Source organism: Methylobacillus caricis, from assembly GCF_020532705.1.
Classification (GTDB): Bacteria; Pseudomonadota; Gammaproteobacteria; order Burkholderiales; family Methylophilaceae; genus Methylobacillus; species Methylobacillus caricis.
Genome location: NZ_JAJAVD010000004.1, coordinates 614,884 through 637,243 on the forward strand (window position 1 = coordinate 614,884; position 22,360 = coordinate 637,243).

Sequence of the window (22,360 nt, forward strand, 5' to 3'; positions counted from 1 at the left end):
CAATCAAACCGCATGTCTCACGCCTATAATATTGCCCTATGATCTTGCTCAACAATCACGAAAAGGTATTTCAGGATGGCAGGTAGATTTCCGCTAGTCAGCATTGTCATACCCGCATACAAGATCAAGTTTTTGACAAAAACGCTACGCAGTGTGATTGGGCAGACTTATCCCATGCTGGAAGTCATTGTCTGCGACGACAGCAATCACCAGTACGTGGCAGAAATCGCCAACACCATTCAGTCCCAGACAGCCATTCCCATCCGGTATTTCAAAAACGATATCCAACTGGGTGAATTCAGCAGCACGGCAAAAGGCATCAAGCTCGCCCAGGGCCAATACATCAAGTTGCTGCATGACGACGATGTGCTGGAACCTGAATGCATTGCGCAACAGGTAGCCGCCATCGAGAATGAAGCCAATGTGTCCCTGGTGTCTTCACGTCGCCAGCGGATTGATGATGATGACCAGCCATTGCCGGACATCCTGCCTACCTGCTTCCCTTTTGCCAGTGATGTGCTGATTGATGGCAAGGAGCTAGTGTCATTTCTCGGCGACCATACCATCAACTTCATTGGCGAGCCCAGCTGCATCCTTGCGCGTCGGGATGACCTGCTGAAGATTGCTGATGAACTGATGTCACTCAACGGCAAGGTGATTCACTGGGTGGGTGACTTGGCGCTATGTGCCCAGTTGCTGCAACAAGGCAAGCTGGCATTTCTGTCTAGGCCTTTGGTCAAGTTCCGGGTATCGCAAGCGCAGTTCAGCCAGGTCGGACGGGATCAGCCTGGGATAGGCAAGCAGGGACATGATGATTTTCGCCAGACCATCCGCGACCTGGGTTGGTACCGCACCGTTGGCGATAACCGCTTGGTCAATGTAGCCCCCATCACGCGTCTCAAGGCACGTGTGTTCAAGCCGGTGAACCTGCTGGCAGCCTTGCACCGTGCAGCAGGCCTGGGTAGTGTGCCATTGTCGTCATGGCTGGAGGCACGTGTGCCCAGCGCTGCGCAACATCGCCTGATTGAGCAGCGCCTCTCATCCCTCCATAGCGGGCCGCGCATCGCCATTTTCTTGATTGATCGCACAGGGAACCCAGCGGCGATTGAACGTACACTGAACAGCCTGGCTGATCTCAATCGCTATCAGAACCTGGAAGTGTTGGTATTGACGCCATCATCCTTGCCCACGATTCAACAGCTGGCGAGGGTGTTAACTTTCAGCGAGGGTCATCTTCTCCATGTCCTCAACCAAGAGGCTGCCGGACTGGAAACAGACTGGCTACTATTGGTGGACGCTGGTAGCGAATTCATGCCCAGCGGCCTATTGATCACTGCCCTGGAGCTAGCCACCTTACCCGACACTTGCCATGCCGCTTATGCCGATGAACTGGTGCGCCTGGAGGATGATGAACTGGGGCTGATATTGCGGCCAGACTTCAACCTCGACCTCCTGCTCAGCTTTCCGGCGAGCGTGTCTCCGCATTGGTTGTTGCGCAGGACAGCCTGGCTGGACCATGGCGGATTCAATACAGAATTTTCACAGGCTTTTGAGCTGGAATACCAGCTACGCCTCATTGAGCAGCATGGTACAAACACTATCGGCCATATTAGTGAACCGCTACTGACAGGCAACTCTTTCTTGCTGGAAGAACACGCTGAAGAGCAGATGGTGATTGAACGCCATCTCAGAGCACGCGGTTATGAACAGCCCCAAATCACCAGCCGCTTGCCCAGATGTTACGACATCCATTATGGTCACCCGCAAAACCCCACGGTGAGCATAGTGATCGTCGTCAAAGATCGCCTTTCTCAGGTCCAGCGTTGTCTGGACACCTTGTTGGCAAACACCACCTACCCGCACTATGAAGTCCTGTTGCTGGATCATGGCAACCAGGCATCGGATGTCTGCACCTGGCTCGCTGGCATTGAAGCCATGGAAGTACCACAGCTACGCGTCTTGCGCTTTACGGGTGAACTCTCCCACACCATATTGTGCAACCAGGGCGCCCAGCAGGCGCGGGGGGATTTCCTGCTATGGCTGGGTGCCGGTGCTGGCATATTAAGCCAGGACTGGCTCCAGCAACTCCTCAACCATGGCCTGCGCCCTGAAGTGGGCGCCGTGGGCGGCAAGCTGCTGTCGGCCGATGGCAAAATACGCCACGCTGGCTTGCTGCTAGGCTTGAATGGCCCGGCTGGGCGCGCTTTTGAAGGGCTCTCCCATGATGATGGCGGCTATATGCAACGCCTGCAGGTGGACCAGAATTATTCCGCCCTCAGCAACGAATGCCTGATGCTGCGCCGGGATTTGTTCCTGGAAGCGGGCGGCTTTGATGAAGAGCCCTTGCTGTCACGCTGGTCGGATGTGGACCTGTGCCTGAAACTACAACAGGCCGGCTTTCTCAATGTCTGGACACCACGTGTGCAGCTACTGATGGATATGCCTGCTGCCACTAGCGCCAGCTCGGAGGAAGAGGATGCCATGTATGCCCGATGGCTGCCCGCCTTGGCCCGTGACCCGGCCTACAACCCAGGATTTTCGCTACATAATGAACAAGGCTTCAAGCTGGCCGAATCTTATTTGTCCTGGCAGCCATTACAATCCTGGCGGCCTTTACCGACCCTGCTGGCTCATCATTCAGATTTGGCAGGCTGTGGTCATTATCGGGTCATTCAACCATTAACTGCTTTGCGTGATGCGGGCGTGGTGGAGGGTGCGCTGTCCATGCAGTATCTATCCCCAGCCGAACTGGAACGCTTTGCGCCCGATGTAATTGTGCTACAGCAGCCTACCTCAGAGGATCGCCTGGAATCCACACGCAGGATCCAGGCCTTTTCCCAAGCCTTCAAGGTCTATGAACTGGATGACTATTTGCCCAACCTGCCCATGAGGAGCATACATCGCCAGCGCATGCCCAAGGACATCATCAAGACCATGCGGCGCGGATTGAGCCTGGTAGACCGCTTTGTCGTCTCCACCCCGGCGTTGGCAGAAGCACTTGCTGGCATGCATCCCGATATCCGCGTAATCAAGAATCTCCTGCCTGTTGCCTGGTGGAAGGGCTTGCAGGGCCAGCGCCGCACCAGTGCCAAACCACGGGTTGGTTGGGCCGGCGGAGACAGCCATACCGGTGACCTGGAGCTGATTATCGATGTCGTCAAGGAACTGGCTGATGAGGTTGAATGGGTATTTTTCGGCATGTGCCCAATCCAATTGCAGCCCTATGTGCACGAGTACCATACTGGCCTGCCCATCAGCCAATATCCGGCAGCCCTTGCGAGGCTGAACCTGGACCTGGCGTTGGCGCCGGTTGAGCAGAACCTGTTCAATGAGTGCAAGAGCAACTTGCGTCTGCTGGAATATGGCGCCTGCGGCTTCCCTGTCATTTGTAGCGATGTACGCTGTTATCAGGAAGACAATCTGCCTGTTACGCGTGTTAAAAACCGCTTCCGCGACTGGGTGGATGCCATCCGTATGCACATCCATGACCTAGATGCCACGGCCAAGGCCGGCGACGCACTGCAAAGTGTTATCCATACCGACTGGATGCTGGAGGGAGCGCATCTGGAAACATGGCGCACGACATGGATGCCAGATAGCCCCTGATCGCATCTGTTATCAGGCTCTGTCAGCGAGCACTGACACTCAGTTCAGTGAGCGACCGACTGCCCGACCACGGCTCTCCCTTTATGATGTGCTTCATGGTGAGTCGCATGGCGATCAATCACCAGTTTTTTACTCACTCCTAAGGAGCACATAATGAATTGGGATCAAGTTGAAGGTAACTGGAAACAACTTAAAGGCAAGGTTCGCCAGCAGTGGGGCAAGCTGACTGACGACCAGTTTGAACAGATCAAGGGCAACCGTGAAATGTTGTCCGGTAAATTGCAGGAGCTCTATGGTATCTCAAAGGAAGAAGCTGAGAAGCAGATTGAGTCCTTCAATAAGAGCTGTACTAAACACTAGTCAAATAGTGTGATTTGATTCTCCTCTAGTCATACCCCCCCATTTAACCGGTCCACGTGGCCGGTTTTTTTATGGCGGCTGGTGCAGCTTTTGCTTAACATGAAGGTAAATATCTTTCATTGATCCAACATATGCCCCTGCCCAGCTTCAGTTATGTCAATTGCAGTATTGCCGGAATGGACTTCATCCTGCGCATAGAGAGCAGACTGCTTCCGCCGGCCATACTTGCTGGCAGCAGAATCGTGCAAACCATGCCTGCCCCTGCATTTTGCCAGGGGATTCCTGTTGAATATTTTTCTGCGATTGAAGGCAACAAGCTATACAAGCTGGCATATTTCCTGGAAAACATTTCATCCCCGCCAACGACCAAATCCATCTGGAGCCACGGGTCAGCACAATCCAACGCCATGCTGGCCTTGAGTGCGCTTGCACAACTGATGGGCGTAGAATTCCATTACGTACTGCCTTATCTGTCTGATGAACTCAAAGCCAGGCCTCGGGGAAACCTGATGTCAGCATTGGAGCGCGGCATGCACATGCATATTGACAGCGAACTATACCGTCGCATGACACGCAAGGCTTTTGTGCCAGCTGAAGGAGACCTGGTATTCGGCGAGGGCGCTCATCACGCATCCGTCGGGTACGGTTTTCACCTCCTTGCCCAGGAAATCGGACAGGTGGCAGCAGGGTTGGGAATAAAGCGCGTATTCCTTCCATCTGGTACCGGGGTAAGCGCCTTTCATCTTGCAGGAGCAATGCATGAAATGGATGTATTCACTACACCGACATATGGAGATGCACTATACCTGCAAGCAGAATTCAACTCGCTACGGCAGCATGCCCAAATCCCGCACCAGATGCCGAAGATACTCACAGGCAGCCGCCATTATCATTTTGGCGCGCTTTATCGTGAACTATGGCGACTTCAGGCCGAGCTGCAAGCGGAAACCGGGATCGAGTTTGACCTGCTTTATGACATACCGGCCTGGGCCAACATTCTGGAAAACCGCGAAGCGCTCGGACATGGCTGGTTATACCTGCACCAAGGTGGCATACAAGGCAGCGTCACCATGCGCGAGCGCTACCACAGGATGTTTGGGCCGGCCATCCCGATGAAAATATCGGCCTGAGGCCTGGCTAGAAATCGAGTGTCAAACCAACATTGACCGAGCGGCCCATGCCAGCAACCGGCCCGATTGCGCCTTGTGAATTGTCGGCTTTCCAGTCTGCATAGTTCACGCCACCCAATGGTAATGCGTAGTAACGATCAAACAGGTTGGTGACGCTGAAGTCCAACCTGGCTTTCTGCCATTGGTAACTGCTGCGCAGGTCCACCAAGGTATAGCCCCCAGTTTCACGTTCAAAGCGCGCATCGTCCACCCGGGTCTTGCTGTCGACAAACTGCAAATCCAACCCATTGGACCAGGCATTCTTCTTGTGCTCCAGGCTAATACGCACATTGAGCGGCATGATCTGGTAGAGCGAATCCCCATTGGTGCGTTCGCCACGCGTCCACGCCAGGTTGCCACGCAGGCGGCCTTCGCCAAGCGAAGTATCTTCCCAAAGCTGTTTGGCAGCCTCCATGTTGATGCCATAAAAACGGGCATCTTGATTATCAAAGCGCAGGAATGCATTAGTGGTACCAACACGGTTCAAGGGATTAAACGTACCAATCTGTTCAACACCAATATAATCCTGCACATAGGTAAAGTAGGGCGTCACCCTGGCCTGCCAGGATTTTTTCTCAGCGTCATGCCAATCCAAGGTAGCGCTCAAAGTATTGGCCTTCTCTGGGTGTAGCCCAGGATTGCCCTCATAACCATTGGCATCGCCAAACCAGCCAATCATGGTACGGGCCATGGTTCCGGTTCCCCATGAGTAACGCTCGTAAAGGTTAGGAGAACGGGTTTTGCGGGCATAGCCAAACTCCACGCTGGCAGTCTCGGAAAATTCATACTTCCCTGTTGCAGTGAGATCCAGGTGATTATCACTGGCAGTGCGGCTGCCCCCATTGAATCGCTGGGCTGCAGCATTATCGGCAGCATTCATGCCCATGGTGGAATACGCCTGCACCTCTCCCGTGCTGGTGCGCACATGGTCTACACGTGCACCGAGCAAGGAACTCCAGCGGCTGTCCCATTTGGACTCCACCTCGGCAAAGATGCCAATGCGATCCCGGCGGCCATCGTTGATATTCACATAGGTACGCGGGCCCATCATCATGCTGCCTGCCACAGGCGGCCAGACATCATTCAGGGTATTGCGGTGAAAGTCATGTCCCAAGCGCAGGGTATGTACATCATCCAGTGGAATCGTTGCCTTGATGTTGTAACCCATATCCTTGCCATGGGTCTTCATCGGCATCATCCCGGTCTTCTCGGAGGAGAAGAATCCCATTTCATGCTGCACTTCTTGCCAATAAACGCGCGTATCCAGGTCACCCCAGCCAAGATGGCGGCTGTAACTTGCGTTGATCGAATCAGCTTGGTTGCCCACCAGATCCATGTACTGGTTAGGAAAGCCCTGATGCGGCACTTCCTGATGGCTGAGCCTTAATACAAAATCCTCGTTGTCGCCCCTGGCGCCGATGGTCAAGGTCTGGATGTGACGCTCAAACTGGGTAGCGCGCACCTTGCGGCCATTGCCATCCTCGTAACTCTGTCCGCGATCCATGGTGCTCGTGAAATTGAGACTGAGATTGTCGCTGGCAGCCGTCGCGTTCAGTGCGGTGCTCAGGCCATTGTTATTGCTGCGGTATACGGTAGAGAAACTGCCCTTATAAAGCCAGGCATCAGGATTGCTGGCATAAATGGGCTTGGCAGAATCCACAGTAATGGTGCCTGCAATACTGTCACCTCCCATACTGACCGGGGTAATGCCTGCCAGCACGCTGACATTTGCCACTGCCGTTGGTGAAATATAGGTTAGCGGCGCATTCATGTTATTGGCACAGGCCGCGGTCAATTCTGCTCCATCCACCAGAATACGAATACGGTTGTCATTCATGCCGCGAATATTCGGCAGGGCGGAGATACCGCCTGCCTGATAGGAATAGGCCCCGACGTAATCCTGTAATAACGATGCTGTATCGGCACTATTGATCATGTGCCGGTGGAGGCTGCTATCGCTAGCATGGGCATGGGCTTTCACCTCGACTTCAGGCAGCTCCTGCATTTCTTCGGCCTGGACCAATGCGCTCCATACCGGAGTTAGCAACAATATAGTCCATTTGATGCGACTACCTGGGATATGGCGAACAATAGGATGGCTCATTAAAGTCTTCTTTTATTCCTGACGGGTTCCTGCGACATGACACATGCCATGCCACAACAAAAAGGCAAAATTGTAGAGCCAAATACAAGGCGGGCAGATGCGGCATAATGTCGCATGCGGGATAGATGTATCGGGATAAACGGGTATAATGGCGCCCTGCGCGGGCGTAGTTCAATGGTAGAACGGCAGCTTCCCAAGCTGCATACGCGGGTTCGATTCCCGTCGCCCGCTCCATCATTCCATGCAAATGCCGCCTTTGGGCTGGTGCATCAATTATCCAACCCTCCAACCTCCAGTCAGTAGACTTGCCACTCACAATGCCTTATTTTCCGCTCCATCGTCGTCGTGCCTTGTTCGTGTTTTTCCTGGTGACCGGGCTTGCCGTCGCTTCCTGGGTTACGCGCACTCCAGCCATCCGTGACCAACTTGAGGTCTCATTGACGGAGATGGGGTTGATACTATTCAGTATTTCCATCGGAGCCATGACCGGCATTCTCAGCTCAGGCAAGCTGGTGCAGAAACTCGGCACTAAACCAGTGATTACAGCAGGCATGCTCATGATGTTGTCCGGGCTATTGGTGCTGGCTGCAGGGTTGGCCTTAAAGCTGGTACCAGGCGTGGCTGCTGGCCTGATGATATTCGGGCTGGGAATAGGAGTAGGTGAGGTTGCGCTCAATATTGAAGGGGCAGAAGTGGAGCGCATCATGCGTAAACCTGCTCTTTCAACGCTGCACGCAGGATTCAGCCTGGGGACCTTCATTGGAGGAGTTATAGGGATAGGCTTGAGCAGCATCGCATTCCCTGTCAGCTGGCATGTGGTACTCACTGCCGTAGTGACCCTGCCGCCCACTTTATGGGCATTCCAGGCAATCCCACCCAAAGTTGGGCAACAAACAGAAAACACCAGCCCCGCTAATATCCGCATGCTCGCCATATGGCAAGACAAACAACTTTTATGTATTGCCTTGATCGTGCTTGGCATGGCGTTGGCTGAAGGCTCCGCCACGGATTGGATCCCACTCCTCATGGTAGACGATCACGGTTTTGATGCTGCCATAGGCTCCATGATTTACACCGGTTTTGCCGGCATGATGGCGTTGGGGCGTTTTTCAGGCGATTTCTTCCTGGCCCGGTTCAGCCGGGCTGCCGTGATCCGGACCAGCGCGCTACTAGGCGTGATAGGTATAGGCTTGGTCATCTTTTCCCACCATCCTTATATTGCAGCCGGTGCCGTGCTGTTCTGGGGCCTGGGAACCTCACTGGGCTTCCCGCTCGCGATCTCGGCAGCTGGCGATACTGGCAGTAACCCAGCGGCCCGCGTCAGTGTGGTGGCGACCGCCGGCTATGTCGCATTTCTGGTAGGCCCGCCCTTGCTGGGCTTTCTTGGGGAACATTTCACCTTGCGCTACGCGCTACTGGTAGTATTGTTTTTCGTTGGCCTGGCTTTTATGTTGTCGCCTGCCGTCACTCCCGGCAAACATCAACCAAACTAAACCATCTCTTTGTCTGGTTGAACAATATGTTACCGGTCTCAACATATGTACAACCAGCTACCATACCCATCTGCTGGCCTTAAATATTGCACGAAAGCAATTAGTACGGTCTCATATCGATTTTTCAGTCAAATATCCCAAGGCATTAGCTTGGTACTCATGTAAATTCCTGGTTTGCCGTTATTCAAAACACGGTCTCTGGTTTATGATGCTAATGAGACTGAATCTCTGCAATACTTATCAACCGAAGTGATGCTGGCTTCAGCTTTAAAAGGAACAGGCAATACAAACTCCCTCCCCCAGGACTAGTAATAAGGTGTTTATGAAGAATCTGAATCTCGTGGATGCTGCCAAGGTTTTGATTTTGGACGACCAGGCCGTTAGCCGTTCAATTCTGTCAAAAATTGTCAGGAACCTCGGGCGCGGCATCAAAACTTTTGAGTTTTCCTCTCCCACCGAAGCATTGTTATGGGCACAAGACAATACTGTTGACTTGTTGTTGGTGGACTATGAAATGCCCGGCATGAACGGCCTGTGTTTCATTAGTGAAATCACTCGCTTGCCACAGTATCAGTCGGTCCCCACCATCATGATCACGATCAAGCAGGACGTGGAAATCCGCTATGCGGCACTGGATGCCGGCGTGACCGACTTCCTTACCAAACCTGTAGATATGCATGAATGCATGGCTCGCTGCAAGAACCTGATTACATTGCGCCAACAAAGGCTGAATCTGGAAGATAAAAGCCGCCTGCTGGAAAGCATGGTGCGCGAAGCCACCGAAAACATCCTCATGCGTGAGAAAGAAACCCTCATGCACCTTGCACGTGCGGGGGAATATCGTGATTACGATACTGCCCAGCATTTGCTGCGCATGTCACTTTACAGCCGCGTATTGGCCGAGGCACTGGGCTTTCCCGATGATGAGACAGAGCTGATTGAGCTTGCCTCCCCCTTGCACGACATCGGCAAGATCGGTATCCCGGACAGGGTACTGCTGAAACAGGGCCCGTTTACTCTGGAAGAAAAGAAAATCATGCAGCAACACCCGCTGATTGGTTATGAAATTCTGCAGGGCAGTCCATCCAAATATCTGCAAAAAGGCAGCGAGATTGCGCTTGCCCACCATGAAAAATATGATGGCTCTGGCTATCCTTATGGCCTTTCTGGGCAGGAAATCCCGCTGTCTGCCCGCATTGTAGCTATTGCAGATGTCTTTGATGCCCTCACCAGCAGCCGCCCTTACAAGGACGCATGGAGCGTGGACAGTGCGGTGGATTACCTGCTTGCGGAGAGCGGCAGGCACTTTGACCCGGAGCTGGTCAAGCTGATCCCCGAAGTACGGGTACTGTTTGAGGCAATCCACAAACGTCATGCCTCCTGAAGTTGTAAATTTCCCCATTAGGGGACTTGAATATAACTTTATCTAAGCGCACCCTATACAAAAATAAATGACGATAGTGAGCTGTAACCTCATTACGGTGCTTTCCAACCTTTAAAAAGCTTGACCAGCATGATGCCATTAATACAACCCTTCAAGCGGGCCAGGCAATACTGGCTGACGCTACGCAAACATTGCGATCCGCTGGAGCTTGAGCAGGCCACGATCCGCATCTGGCTATGCATGGCATTTCTTTCCTTCCTGGTCTATCGGCAAATAGCAGGGCTCAATGCAGACAGCCATGCCTTCCCGCTGGCCATTGCGATGACACTGGCATTCCAGTTGTTATCGTTTGTCTTACTCTGGCTCATTCTGTTCACAAGAAAGTACCCGACCCTGCGCAGGCTTTCCGGTGCGTGGCTGGATATAGGCCTTCCCACCATGTTCATGGCCATGACAGGTGAAATGGGCGTCATTCTGGTCGGGGTCTACCTATGGGTAACCTTCGGCAATGGTTTCCGCTTTGGCAAGAAATACCTGATCCATTCCCAGCTATTGAGCCTGGCTGGCTTTCTCTACACCATCAACGTCAATCCGTTCTGGCTGGAGCACAAAGCCATCAGCTACAGCCTGCTGCTCATGCTGGCGGCGCTGCCGCTCTATGTTGCCACCCTGATCACCCGGATTGAGGAAGCCAGGCAAAAAGCCGAAGTGGCCAACCACGCAAAAACACGCTTCGTTGCCAATATGAGCCATGAAATCCGCACCCCGCTCAATGGCATCATCGGCATCAGCACGCTGCTGCGCAACACGCAACTCAACAGCGAGCAGGATGAACTGCTACGCACCCTGGAAAGCTCATCCAAACTATTGCTCGCGCAACTCAACAATGTGCTGGATTTCTCCAAGATCGAGCAGGAAAAGCTGCAGGTGGAAAAAACCGAACTCTCCCTGCGCGAACTGGTGGAACAAACCGTGGAAGTATTCAGGGGCCAGGCGCTCAACAAGCGGATTGCCCTCGAGAGCATCATTGACATGAACGATGCTTATGTCAAAAGCGACCCTTACGTCCTGCAGCAAATCCTCGCCAACCTGGTAGGCAATGCCGTGAAGTTCACTGAGCGCGGCTCAGTCACTCTGGCTGTGCATACCCTGCAAACCTGGGATGGCCAAAGCACATATCGCTTTGAAGTAATCGATACCGGTGTGGGCATATCTACCGAACACCGCGACCGCATCTTTGAAAGTTTTACCCAGGCGGATATTTCCACCACACGTAAATTTGGCGGCAGCGGCTTGGGACTAACCATTGCAAAACGCCTGGTGGAAGCGCTTGGTGGCCATCTCGACCTGAATAGCGCACCCAATGTCGGCAGCCGCTTCTGGTTCGACCTCACGCTGGAAACCCTGGCCCCCGCACCTGTCGTCCCTTTGAATCCTACAGACACCAGCGCGCCTGCTACCAACCAGGCCCTCAAGATTCTGGTGTGCGAAGATAACGCCACCAACCAGACCATCATCGTCAAGCTGTTGCAATTGCCCGGCCACCAGGTTGCGGTTGCCAACAATGCTGACGAATTGCTGGACAAACTTGAGCTTGAACAGTTTGACCTGGTCATCTCCGACCTCAACATGGCGGAAATGAATGGCATTGATGCCTTGAAACTTTACCGGTTCCTGCGGCCGGACGACACTGAAACCAAATTCATCCTGTTCACTGCCGATGCCACGGTAGAAACTAAGACTGCAGCCGAAGTGGCAGGGTTTGACGCATACCTGACCAAGCCGATTGAAACCAAGCTGCTGTTTGATACCATTGCCAACCTGAAGGGCAGCATACCGGTTTCCAGCCAGGTGGCCCAGCTTTATGCAAGCCAAAACACCGCCCCGCGGCAGGATGCGTTGGACAATGATGTACTATCCGGTTCAACGCTGTCAGAGCTGGAGCTTTTGGGAGGCAAGGATAGTATGTTTGTACCCCGCCTGCTCGGCAAATATGTCACTGACTGCGGAGCCCTGATCAAGCTCATCAAGCAAAACCTCGGTGCCAGGCGTTACGGCGAACTTCATGAGTTCTGCCATGCGCTCAAGGGCAACAGCCTGAGCATAGGCGCCCTGACCGTCAGCAAGCAAGCTGATCTCATGGACAAAGCCAGTCCGGAGGAGCTGCGTTTCCGCGGCGCCATCATGCTTGAACAATTGGAAAATGAATTTGAGGCAGCCAAGCATGCCATCAACGACTATCTGAGTAGTCGCCAGGCTGCCTCCAGTTAGGCATTCAACCTGCTGCCTTTACAATCACTTCTTCCTGTTCGCCCACCTTGCTGTTCTGGGCGCGTACCAGGCGCTCCATCACCTTGAGATTGCGATCCGTCAGACGCATGGCAGCGTCCACCCAAATCTCCGTAATATCAAGCAGCTCTTGTTTGGTGAGCGGGTTGACACGCTGCTTGGCTTTTTGGATGGCCTGGAATGAGTTCAGGGACTTATGGGTCTTGCGCACCCAATCATGTAATGCCTTTTCACCCTGACCCGCTTCGGCCAGCACATCCACTACACCCATCTCGTACAATTCTTCTGCCGTGTAGATCTTGCCTGAACGAATCATCTTCTCAGCAGCATTCAAGCCAATACGACGGGAAAGGAAACTCATTGCCCCCATGCCGGGAAACAAATTGAAAAGTACTTCCGGCAAGCCCATGAGTGCGCCTTTCTCTGCCACCAGCACATGTGCAGACAAGGCAGACTCAAAACCGCCGCCCATGGCCTGGCCCTTGACCAATGCAATGGTGGTGATCGGGGCCTGCATGTTATAAAAGGTCCACACATTATCTATGCACAAATGTGCATACTCCAGCAGCTTGCTCCTTTCCTGTTTCTCTATCGCCTGCTTGAATATTGCCAGGTCGCCGCCAAGATTGAATATGCCTTCCACATCCGATGCCAGCACCAGATAGTTGGTAGGCTGTTGAGGGCGATGTTGCGGATTGGCATGCAAGGCTTCAATTTGCGTTTGATTGATCAAGAGCTCGCTCATGCAAATTTTATTGAAGCATGGTCGTGGGCTGGGCTGCATAAACAACCAAGTAATACCAAACTCAGGCTCATAGTGGGCACGCACTTGCTCAAACTGGATATTGCTTAAAGGATTGAAATCAACGATGGCATTCATAAGTAACTCCCCATAACATTAAGTTAAAAAAGCACTACATGAATAGACGTAGCACAATTATCCTCCAAGGTAAATGAATGATTCATCATTGATATTTATTAACAAACATGGATTTTTGCCGTTAATATCGGGAATGAAACTCTTGAACGTAGGACATAATTAATGAGCAATCGCACTGCTTTAGCTATTTTAATGGGGATGATCACAGTCCCTGCCTATGGGGCCGGGTTTGCACTGATTGAACAAAGTGCTTCAGGTTTTGGCAATGCCTATGCCGGCATGGCTGCGCGTGCCGATGACGCCAGCATCCAGTTCTTCAATCCGGCCAGCCTTTCATGGCTGCCTGCAGGCAGGCAAATCGTGTTGGGCGGCAGCGCCATTCTCCCTAGCGCCAAGCTCAGGAATGCCAATGCGAGCTATCTCGGCAACGGCGCTTCCGTTTCCGGCAACAATGGGGGAGATGTAGGGTCGCTGGAACTGGTGCCCAATTTCTACCTGGCCACTGACCTGGGCCAGGATCTCAAGTTTGGCTTGGGTGTGACGGTGCCATACGGGCTCACCTCAGAATACGACGATGGCTGGAAAGGACGCTACCAAGGGTTGAAATCCGAGGTGATGACCATCAATGTCAACCCGGCCTTGTCGTTCAAGGCCAGCGATAAGCTCTCGATTGGCGGCGGCGTCAGCCTGCAATACGTCAAGGCGGAATTGACCAGCGCCCTGGACTCGAGCGCGATCTGTTTGCAGAATGTAAACCAGGGAACGTGCAACGCGCTGGGACTTGGGCAAGCCGGTAATGCCGCCGTGGATAGTTACAGCAAGTTGAAGGGTGATGACCTCAGCTGGGGATTCAACCTAGGCGTGATTTATAGGCCGTGGGAGGGGACGAGCCTAGGGGCAAGCTACCGTTCGCATATCAAGCACAAGCTGGAAGGCGAGGCCAGCTTCCGGCGCTCTGGCGCCATTGACCAGATCGCGCCGCTTGCCGCACGGCTGAGCGGTTCCGATATCACCGCAAACCTCTCCATGCCTGAGAACGTTTCGCTCAGCGTAGTACAAAGCTTGACTGAAAGGCTGGAATTGCTGGCTGACGTGACTTGGACGAAGTGGAGCCGCTTCAAGGAACTCAGGGTCAAATTTGACTCCGGCGTTGAGGACAATGTCACGACGACCAAATGGGATGACAGCTACAGGGTTTCGCTCGGCGGCAACTATCGCTATAACGACCAGCTCACCCTACGCGCGGGCGTTGCGTATGACCAGACCCCGGTCCCCAGTTCCAGCCATCGCACCCCGCGCATTCCGGACGCTGATCGCACCTGGTTTGCAGTCGGGGCAAGCTGGAAACTGGATCCCTTCAACACTATCGAAGTCGGCTATGCCTATCTCCGTATGAAGGACTCCGGCATGAACCACAGTAGCGAAGGAGCTGTTCGCCACAATGTGCAGGGCGAATTTTCCTCCAGGGTGGATATACTGAGCGCGCAGTGGAACCGCTCGTTCTGATCAGCAGTTCATGCTAGAGGATTACTGCTAGCTGTCAAGCTTCTCCGGCAAGGGACTGGTGGACCAGTCCTGCATTGCTTGCTTGCCGGGACGATCCACCGTAACTTCGGCATTGTCCGTGGCAGTTACCCAGCTCACGGGTATATAGTGATGCTGGCCGCTTTCATCCTTTTGCAACTTGATCTGGTTGCTGCCTTCCATATGATCCACTGTGGCAAAACGGCCACCTTGTGAACAGACCACTGGCATACCGGGTAAAATTCCATGTGAAAGACCCATGATGTTCTCCTGACAAAGAATGAACCTTCATGTTAACCGTCATCCTATATTTATATGATAGGCAACATGCTGAAAGCCTTGTCAGAATTGCTTAGGATCCAGAGCCTTTACTGTGGAAACACCAATGCCAAGGCTCATAGATATAGCCATACCTGTTATTTCTGGGATAAGACATGAAAAAGCCGTAAGTGGACGCGTGCTGTGTCAACCATTGAAATGCCGGAGTATGTTCAAATGCAGCATCCAGGCTCAAACATTCTGGGCTAACAATATCCAGGGCCTTTCCTGAATGATGCTCGCTATATCCCGGGATCGCACTGACCGATAAGATTTCCTCGAGACTTCTGCCTTGTTGCAACTTGCGACGAATGATGTCGGCTTGATAATCAAGACTACGAAACGCGGACAACACCACCAGCTTGATTTCATTACGGTTCGCGGCTTGGCACATGGCTTGCCAGGCGCTTGCCGTGCTGGGCTCCAGAAGAAATGGCCTGCCATCTTTACCGACAGAGGAAGTCTCGACCAAAACCTCTGCCTCAGGAAATAATGGCAAACCCCTATCCACTACAATATGCATCGGGATACCAAGCTCGCACATGACCGCATCAATCCGTGCCAAGTAATCTGCTCGCATCCGGCTTTCCTGGTATCAGCTCCGTGCAATCAGCACATCACATGGCACGGTATCCAGTATGCGCGTTGCCACGCTTCCCAGCAGCGCTCCCAGCAACCCACTGCGTCCCTTGGTAGCCACCACCACTAAATCTATTCCTTTATCCAGCACATATTTTTCCAGCAACAGGTCAGGCTCGCCATATTCCACTAGCACCTCCATCTGCGCGGCCACTCCATCCCCAGCCACGCTTGCAATAAACTCCTTGCAGTTCTTGATTGCGTCGCTGCGCAATTCGCTTTCATAACCAGTTCTGTCATCCATGCGGCTGGCAAAATGGGCATAGGCAGCATGGAACAACACGATATTGTCCGGGCCGAACAGATCAAGTGCGCGTGCCAGGGCCGGACGGGACACTTCTGAAAGGTCGGTAGCCACCACGATTTTGCGGTAAGGCACCCGCGCGCGTTTCTTGACGACCAGTACCGGAACGCTGGAGCTGCGTGCAAGCTCGGTCACCGTATCTCCCAGCAAAGCTTTCTCAAAAGCGCCGTCTCGCTTGATGCCGGTCAATATCAAATCCGCCTGTTCCTCCTCGGCCACCTTGAGCACGGCTTCGGCAGGCCTGCCGCGCACCACTCGCGCGCTGACGCCCGGCAGCACTGTGGCTCCCAGCTCCTGTTCCAATGCTACCTGGATTGCAAGCGCAGGATCTTCAGGATGTCGCCAGCGTGGCTGGTCTGAATAATCATGTTCTGATTCAAACGCATGTACCAGGGTGAGTTTGGCCTGCCAGGCCTGTGCCAGCTGTATCGATCGGTCCAGCGCACGGTCGCAACGGGCCCCAAGGTCGGTAGCCAGCAAGATATGTCGTGGTTTATTGGTCTTGTAATCAACAGTCACTGCATTTCCTTTCTTAAACTTCAGACAGTATGTTTGTCTTGCCCCTACGGCGTATCAATGCCTTCTCGGCTTCCAGCACCAGCATGAATACCACGCCTATCAGAATAATCACCAGCCCATCCAGCAATGCAATAGCTGCGCTGGAGAACAAGGCCTGCAAAGGAGCAGCATAGGTGAAAGCCAATTGGGCGACAACCACCACTGCCAGCGCAATCAGTAGCACTGGCGTGCCCAGCATGCCGCGCCAACTGAATGAACGCGTATTGATATACCGTACATTGAACAGATAGAAAATTTCCATGACCACCAGCGTGTTCACCACCATGGTACGCGCAACGTCTTCTCCCAGCGCACGCTGCATGGCGTATTCAAAAATGATGAATACCCCGATGGTGAACAGTACCGACACAAACCCGACACGCCATAACAAAAACCTGGAAAGCAACGGCGCATTGCGCGAGCGTGGCGGACGCTCCATCACATCCCGTTCGGCAGGCTCGAAAGCCAGCACCAGGCCCAGTGTCACGGTAAGTATCATATTAATCCAAAGAATCTGCGCTGGCGTCATCGGCAGGGACATGCCCAGCATCAATGCCACAATCACGGCCAGTGCCTCACCACCGTTGGTGGGCAACGTCCAGGCAATTACCTTGCGTACGTTGTCATACACCGTTCTGCCAGCATGCACCGCAGACACGATAGTGGCAAAGTTGTCATCCGCCAGCACCATTTCAGAAGCCTGCTTGGCGGCCTCTGTTCCCTTGAGGCCCATGGCAATTCCGACATCCGCCTGTTTGAGGGAGGGCGCATCATTGACGCCATCCCCGGTCATTGCCACTACCTCGCCGTTTTCCTGTAAGGCACGCACAATCCGCAGCTTGTGTTCAGGGCTGGTCCGTGCAAACACGCTGGTTTTTTGCACAACATGCCGCAAATCCTCATCCGACACCTGCTCCAGCTCTGCGCCTGTTATCACGCCGGGCTGGTCTGCCAGCTTGAGTTGTTTGGCAATCGCCGTGGCTGTGGCTGCATGATCACCCGTGATCATCTTGACGGATATGCCTGCCGAGCGACAGCTGGCAATGGACTGCAACACCTCGTCCCGCGGCGGATCTATAAATCCCATGACGCCAAGAAATTCCAGCCCATGCTCCACCTCGTGGTTACTCAGGCTATGCTGCCCATCATCTTTGCACTTGAGTGCCGCAAACCCCAACACGCGCTCTCCCTGGCCTGCTGCTTCGGCAATTCGCTGGCTCCAGTAATCACTATCCGGCTGGCCGGATAAACCTGATTGCAAAGCGCATTTTTCCAGCACGCTTTCCGGCGCTCCCTTCATGAATATCCAGGTGCCGTGCTGGGCATGGCGGTGAAGCGTCGCCATGAATTTGTGCCGGGTATCAAAGGGAATTTCATCCAGGCGCTGCCAGTCATTACGCACTTCCTCCGTTGTCCAGCCAGCCTTCATGGCCAATGCCACCAGCGCGCCTTCCATGGGGTCCCCCAGCACCTGCCAGTGCTTTTCCTCCTGTTTGACCTTGGCGTCATTGCAGAGCAATCCAGCCAGTATCAGGCGGTCTCGCATGGCTTCATCCGAATCCTGCTGTTGCGGAACTATATCGCCTTCGGGCTGGTAGCCTGTCCCTTCCACCAGATACTCCTGCTCACCAGACACCATCCTCTTTACCGTCATTTCATTGCGTGTCAGTGTCCCGGTCTTATCAGAACAAATCACCGAAGTCGCCCCCAGTGTTTCCACTGCCGGCAACCTGCGCACAATCGCATTGTGTCTGGCCATGCGTTGTACACCGATGGCAAGTGTGATGGTAATCACGGCAGGCAGGCCTTCAGGCACCAAGCCGACAGAAATCGCCACCACCACCATGAAACCGTCTATCCAGCTGTAACCCTGTACCAACTTTGCAAACGCCAGCAAGGTGGCAGCCAGACCCAGCGCAAACCAGGTGAAGATCCGGCCAAACTTGTTGATCTGCTGCAACAAGGGGGTTTCCAATGCCTGCACCTGCGAGATCATGGTGCTGATGCGGCCTATCTCCGTAGCGGCACCCGTCTCCACCACCACGGCCCGTCCCTGGCCAGCTGCCACAATCGTACCGGAGTAGACCATGGAGAGCCTGTCACCAAGCGCAGCGTCTTTGTTTACCTGCTGTTCCTGCTTGTGCACAGGCACGGACTCGCCGGTAAGTATGGCTTCTTCCAGCAATAGGTGTTTTGCCTTCAGCAAACGGGCATCGGCAGGCACGCTGTCACCTGCTTCCAGCACTATCACGTCGCCGGGCACCAGGGCCGCAATCTCAAGCTGTTGCCGATGACCGTCGCGCATCACTGTCACATGCGGCACCATCATGTTCCGTATGGCATCCAGCGCCTGCTCTGCCTTGCCTTCCTGGATATAACCAACAATGGCATTGATCAGCACCACAGCTACAATCACTGAAGCATCCACAACGTGATTGAGGAATGCAGCCACTACGGCAGCGCTCAGCATGAAGTAAATCAATGCATTGTTAAACTGCGAGAGAAAACGCATGAACGGGTGCTGCTTCCTGGGGGCAGGCAACTCATTCGGCCCATGCTTCTGCAGGCGCTTTTCTGCTTCTGCCGTTGATAGCCCATGTCTGCTGGATTGCAAATGGTCAAGAACTTCATGCTCCCCAAGGGCATACCATTCACGGGGCTGGCTGGAATCATTCTGGCTGGATTGCTGCATGGGGCAATGGCCTTTCAAGGATGGTGATTCTTTTTATTGTGCAGTTTTGTATGGAAGAGGTAAAACCATTTTATAAAAATGGAATATTTTCCTGACCATTAACTAGCCATGATAGTTCAGCCTCACAACAGTTTTCTGCATTTTCAATGATGTTAAAGAACGATTAGGCTAAAATACCTTTCTCGATTGCATTTGTGCGCGGCCAAGCATCGGATAATCCCTGATCGGCCGCTGCCGCATTTACAGGACAACCTAGCAGCCATGGATATAATGAACCTGATGCCCCCAACCGTATTGACTTTTGCTGCCAGCGACCCCAGCAGTGGCGCTGGCTTGCAGGCTGACCTGCTGGCGCTGGCGAGCATAGGATGTCATCCCTTGTCGGTAGTCACCGCCATTACTGTACAGGACACGGTAGGGGTGGAAAATGTAGTCGCACTGGATGCCGACCTGGTCAACGAGCAAGCGCGTACACTGCTTGAGGATATGCAGGTTTCCGCATTCAAGCTGGGTATGCTGGGCAGTGTGGAAAATATTGCCGTGATTGCAGAAATTGTCGCCGACTATCCCGATGTACCCTTGCTGATAGACCCGGTGCTTTCGTCAGGCCGTGGCGATGAACTTGCCAATGATGCCATGCAGGAAGCCATGATAGACCTGCTGTTTCCGCAAGCCACGCTAATTACGCCCAATAGCCTGGAAGCCCGCCGCTTGGCCTACGCCATTGATGATAACGACGACATGGAAAATGCCTCGCTGGACGACGTGGTTGAGAGGCTACTGGCACTTGGCCCTGAATATGTATTGGTGACAGGCACGCATGAACGCTCGCCCCAGGTCATCAACAATCTATACGGTTCACAGAAGCTCTTGCGTTCCTACCCTTGTGAACGCCTACCGGGCAGCTACCACGGTTCTGGCTGCACGCTGACCTCCGCGATTGCGGCATGCATTGCGCATGGCCTGGGTATGGAAGAGGCCATAGCAGAAGCGCAGGAATACACCTGGCAGTCGCTCAAGCATGCCTTTCGTCCCGGCATGGGACAGTACATCCCGGACCGCTTGTTCTGGGCACGTGAAGAAGATGGCGCAGAATAATTCCACCCTGCGTATTCGCGGACTCTATGCGATTACGCCAGATGAAACCGACCTTAAACGCTTGCTGAAAAATTCCGAGGCTGCGCTCGCAGGAGGCGCCTCGATCCTGCAATATCGCAACAAGCGTGTGCACGGGTCAGCGGCAAAAGAGCAGGCACAGGCGCTGCTGGCTTTATGCCGGCGTTACCAGGTACCCTTCATCGTCAACGATGATGTCGGCCTGGCTGCAGAACTGGATGCTGATGGCGTACACCTGGGCATAGATGATGGCGACATCGCTCAGGCACGAGTGCGCCTGGGAACCGGCAAGATAATTGGGGCATCGTGTTACAACAATCTGGCGCTCGCCCAGCATGCCAAACACCTAAGCGCGGATTATGTAGCCTTTGGCGCATGTTTCCCTTCATCGACAAAACCCAATGCCCCGCGGGCAGACCTTGCGCTTTTTCAACAGGCGGCTGTTCTCGGCTTGCCTGTGACAGCCATCGGCGGCATCACCCTGGAAAACGCCAGTACGATCATCAATGCAGGTGCCCATGCCATTGCTGTAATCGGCGCCCTGTGGAATACGCCGGACATAAGCAATACCGCTGAACAATTTACCCAACTTTGTACAGAGTCACCTCAATGAGCAGAAACCAGCAATTATTTGAAAAATCCAGAACCCTGATTCCTGGAGGCGTAAATTCACCGGTGCGTGCATTCGGATCAGTCGGCGGCACCCCTGTATTTTTCAAGCGCGGCCTGGGTTCCAGGTTGTGGGATGAAGATGGCAAGGAATACATAGACTATGTGGGCTCATGGGGGCCGATGATTCTCGGCCATGCCCAACCTGATGTCATTGCCGCAGTGCAGCAAGCAGCTGCCAACAGCCTGTCTTTCGGTGCGCCGACAGCACTGGAACTAGAAATGGCGGAGCTGCTCACGCAACTGGTGCCCAGCATGGAACAGGTTCGCCTGGTGAGTTCGGGGACTGAAGCCACCATGAGCGCCATCCGCCTGGCGCGTGGTTTTACCGGTCGCTCCAAGATAATCAAGTTTGAAGGTTGCTACCATGGCCATGCAGATTCCCTGCTGGTCAAGGCAGGCTCCGGTGCATTGACTTTTGGCCAACCCAGCTCGGCTGGCGTGCCGCCAGAGCTGGCCGCCCATACCCTGACCCTGCCATATAACGATAGCGCTGCGCTGGATCAATTGTTCAGCCAGGTAGGTCACGAAATTGCCTGTGTCATCCTGGAGCCAGTGGCAGGCAATATGAACCTGATCAGACCCAAACCTGAATTCCTCAAAACCCTGCGCGAGTTATGTACCCAATCTGGCGCCCTACTGATATTTGACGAGGTCATGACAGGTTTTCGCGTGGCTCTGGGCGGCGCACAACAATTGTTCAACATCAAGCCCGACCTGACCACGCTGGGCAAGGTCATCGGCGGCGGCTTACCCGTGGGCGCATTTGGCGGGCGGGGCGATGTCATGGCGTATCTTGCGCCGCTTGGCCCGGTCTACCAGGCCGGCACGCTATCGGGCAATCCGGTCGCCGTTGCTGCAGGGCTAGCCACTCTCAAGCTATTGCAACGCCCCGGATTCCACGCTGAGCTGTCTGCCAGCACAAGACTGCTGACTGAGGGGCTGAGCCAGGCAGCGCATGAAGCAGGCCTGGCCTTCAGTGCACAAAGCGTGGGTGGCATGTTCGGCATTTATTTCAGCGAAGAGTGCCCAACCAGCTTTGAAGAGGTCATGCAAGCCGACAAGCCGGCCTTCAACCGCTTCTTCCACGCCATGTTGGAAGCTGGCGTTTATCTTGCCCCGTCCGCCTTTGAAGCCGGCTTTGTATCAATTGCGCATAGCCAGGCAGACATTGACCAGACGATAGACGCAGCACGAAACGCCTTCAAACACATGGGCAAAAACAGCTGACCCCTTCTCTTCCTCTGCCGTATCT

Annotated in this window: 16 protein-coding genes and 1 tRNA gene; 11 read left to right on the forward strand and 6 right to left on the reverse strand. The window is 53.8% G+C overall.

What is annotated here, in order from left to right; genetic code table 11:
* Positions 1–75: 75 nt before the first annotated feature.
* From LG200_RS13260 to LG200_RS13270, 3 genes are all read left to right on the forward strand, one after another.
* A complete protein-coding gene (locus LG200_RS13260) occupies positions 76–3,606 on the forward strand; it encodes a glycosyltransferase (protein ID WP_226758102.1) in 3,531 nt (1,176 codons plus the stop codon).
* A 153-nt stretch (positions 3,607–3,759) separates the two neighbouring features.
* Positions 3,760–3,966, forward strand: a complete 207-nt coding sequence (locus tag LG200_RS13265; protein ID WP_226758103.1) for a CsbD family protein — start codon at positions 3,760–3,762, stop codon at positions 3,964–3,966.
* Positions 3,967–4,097: 131 nt separating this feature from the next.
* Positions 4,098–5,096, forward strand: a complete 999-nt coding sequence (locus tag LG200_RS13270; RefSeq protein ID WP_226758104.1) for a hypothetical protein — start codon at positions 4,098–4,100, stop codon at positions 5,094–5,096.
* A 7-nt stretch (positions 5,097–5,103) separates the two neighbouring features.
* Here LG200_RS13270 and LG200_RS13275 read toward each other — a convergent pair whose 3' ends face one another.
* Positions 5,104–7,239, reverse strand: a complete 2,136-nt coding sequence (locus LG200_RS13275) for a TonB-dependent receptor (protein ID WP_226758105.1) — start codon at positions 7,237–7,239, stop codon at positions 5,104–5,106.
* A 160-nt stretch (positions 7,240–7,399) separates the two neighbouring features.
* Here LG200_RS13275 and LG200_RS13280 point away from each other — a divergent pair.
* The 4 genes from LG200_RS13280 to LG200_RS13295 all read left to right on the forward strand — a co-directional run bounded on the left by LG200_RS13280 (position 7,400) and on the right by LG200_RS13295 (position 12,387).
* Positions 7,400–7,473, forward strand: a tRNA-Gly gene (locus tag LG200_RS13280).
* Positions 7,474–7,556: 83 nt separating this feature from the next.
* Positions 7,557–8,732 carry an MFS transporter gene (locus LG200_RS13285; RefSeq protein WP_226758106.1) on the forward strand — a complete coding sequence of 392 codons (1,176 nt, stop codon included), beginning with the start codon at positions 7,557–7,559 and terminating at the stop codon, positions 8,730–8,732.
* Between the two features lie 322 nt (positions 8,733–9,054).
* Positions 9,055–10,116 carry a response regulator gene (locus LG200_RS13290; protein WP_226758107.1) on the forward strand — a complete coding sequence of 354 codons (1,062 nt, stop codon included), beginning with the start codon at positions 9,055–9,057 and terminating at the stop codon, positions 10,114–10,116.
* Between the two features lie 129 nt (positions 10,117–10,245).
* Positions 10,246–12,387 (forward strand): ATP-binding protein, encoded by a 2,142-nt coding sequence (locus LG200_RS13295; RefSeq protein WP_226758108.1) that lies wholly within the window; start codon positions 10,246–10,248, stop codon positions 12,385–12,387.
* Positions 12,388–12,391: 4 nt separating this feature from the next.
* Here LG200_RS13295 and LG200_RS13300 read toward each other — a convergent pair whose 3' ends face one another.
* A complete protein-coding gene (locus tag LG200_RS13300) occupies positions 12,392–13,285 on the reverse strand; it encodes a crotonase/enoyl-CoA hydratase family protein (RefSeq protein WP_226758109.1) in 894 nt (297 codons plus the stop codon).
* 162 nt (positions 13,286–13,447) lie between these two features.
* Here LG200_RS13300 and LG200_RS13305 point away from each other — a divergent pair, with 162 nt between their 5' ends.
* Positions 13,448–14,791, forward strand: a complete 1,344-nt coding sequence (locus LG200_RS13305; protein ID WP_226758110.1) for an OmpP1/FadL family transporter — start codon at positions 13,448–13,450, stop codon at positions 14,789–14,791.
* Between the two features lie 27 nt (positions 14,792–14,818).
* Here LG200_RS13305 and LG200_RS13310 read toward each other — a convergent pair whose 3' ends face one another.
* From LG200_RS13310 to LG200_RS13325, 4 genes are all read right to left on the reverse strand, one after another.
* Entirely contained in the window at positions 14,819–15,070 is a 252-nt protein-coding gene (locus LG200_RS13310) for a DUF2171 domain-containing protein (RefSeq protein ID WP_226758111.1), read from the reverse strand.
* 91 nt (positions 15,071–15,161) lie between these two features.
* The gene (locus LG200_RS13315; protein ID WP_226758112.1) at positions 15,162–15,707 is read right to left on the reverse strand and encodes a M15 family metallopeptidase; all 546 of its coding nucleotides are present in this window, start codon (positions 15,705–15,707) and stop codon (positions 15,162–15,164) included.
* 15 nt (positions 15,708–15,722) lie between these two features.
* Positions 15,723–16,589, reverse strand: coding sequence for a universal stress protein (locus LG200_RS13320; protein ID WP_226758113.1), 867 nt, complete (start codon positions 16,587–16,589; stop codon positions 15,723–15,725).
* A 13-nt stretch (positions 16,590–16,602) separates the two neighbouring features.
* A complete protein-coding gene (locus tag LG200_RS13325) occupies positions 16,603–19,320 on the reverse strand; it encodes a cation-transporting P-type ATPase (protein WP_226758114.1) in 2,718 nt (905 codons plus the stop codon).
* 270 nt (positions 19,321–19,590) lie between these two features.
* On the opposite strand from LG200_RS13325, the gene thiD reads away from it, so the two are divergent.
* Genes thiD through hemL form a run of 3 tightly spaced genes read left to right on the forward strand, consistent with a single transcriptional unit; the run spans position 19,591 to position 22,335 of the window.
* Positions 19,591–20,418, forward strand: coding sequence for a bifunctional hydroxymethylpyrimidine kinase/phosphomethylpyrimidine kinase (gene thiD, locus LG200_RS13330; protein ID WP_226758262.1), 828 nt, complete (start codon positions 19,591–19,593; stop codon positions 20,416–20,418).
* Positions 20,405–21,049 (forward strand): thiamine phosphate synthase, encoded by a 645-nt coding sequence (thiE, locus tag LG200_RS13335; protein ID WP_226758115.1) that lies wholly within the window; start codon positions 20,405–20,407, stop codon positions 21,047–21,049. The genes thiD and thiE overlap by 14 nt, the downstream gene beginning before the upstream one ends.
* Positions 21,046–22,335 carry a glutamate-1-semialdehyde 2,1-aminomutase gene (gene hemL / locus LG200_RS13340; RefSeq protein ID WP_226758116.1) on the forward strand — a complete coding sequence of 430 codons (1,290 nt, stop codon included), beginning with the start codon at positions 21,046–21,048 and terminating at the stop codon, positions 22,333–22,335. The genes thiE and hemL overlap by 4 nt, the downstream gene beginning before the upstream one ends.
* The last annotated feature ends 25 nt before the right edge of the window (positions 22,336–22,360 follow it).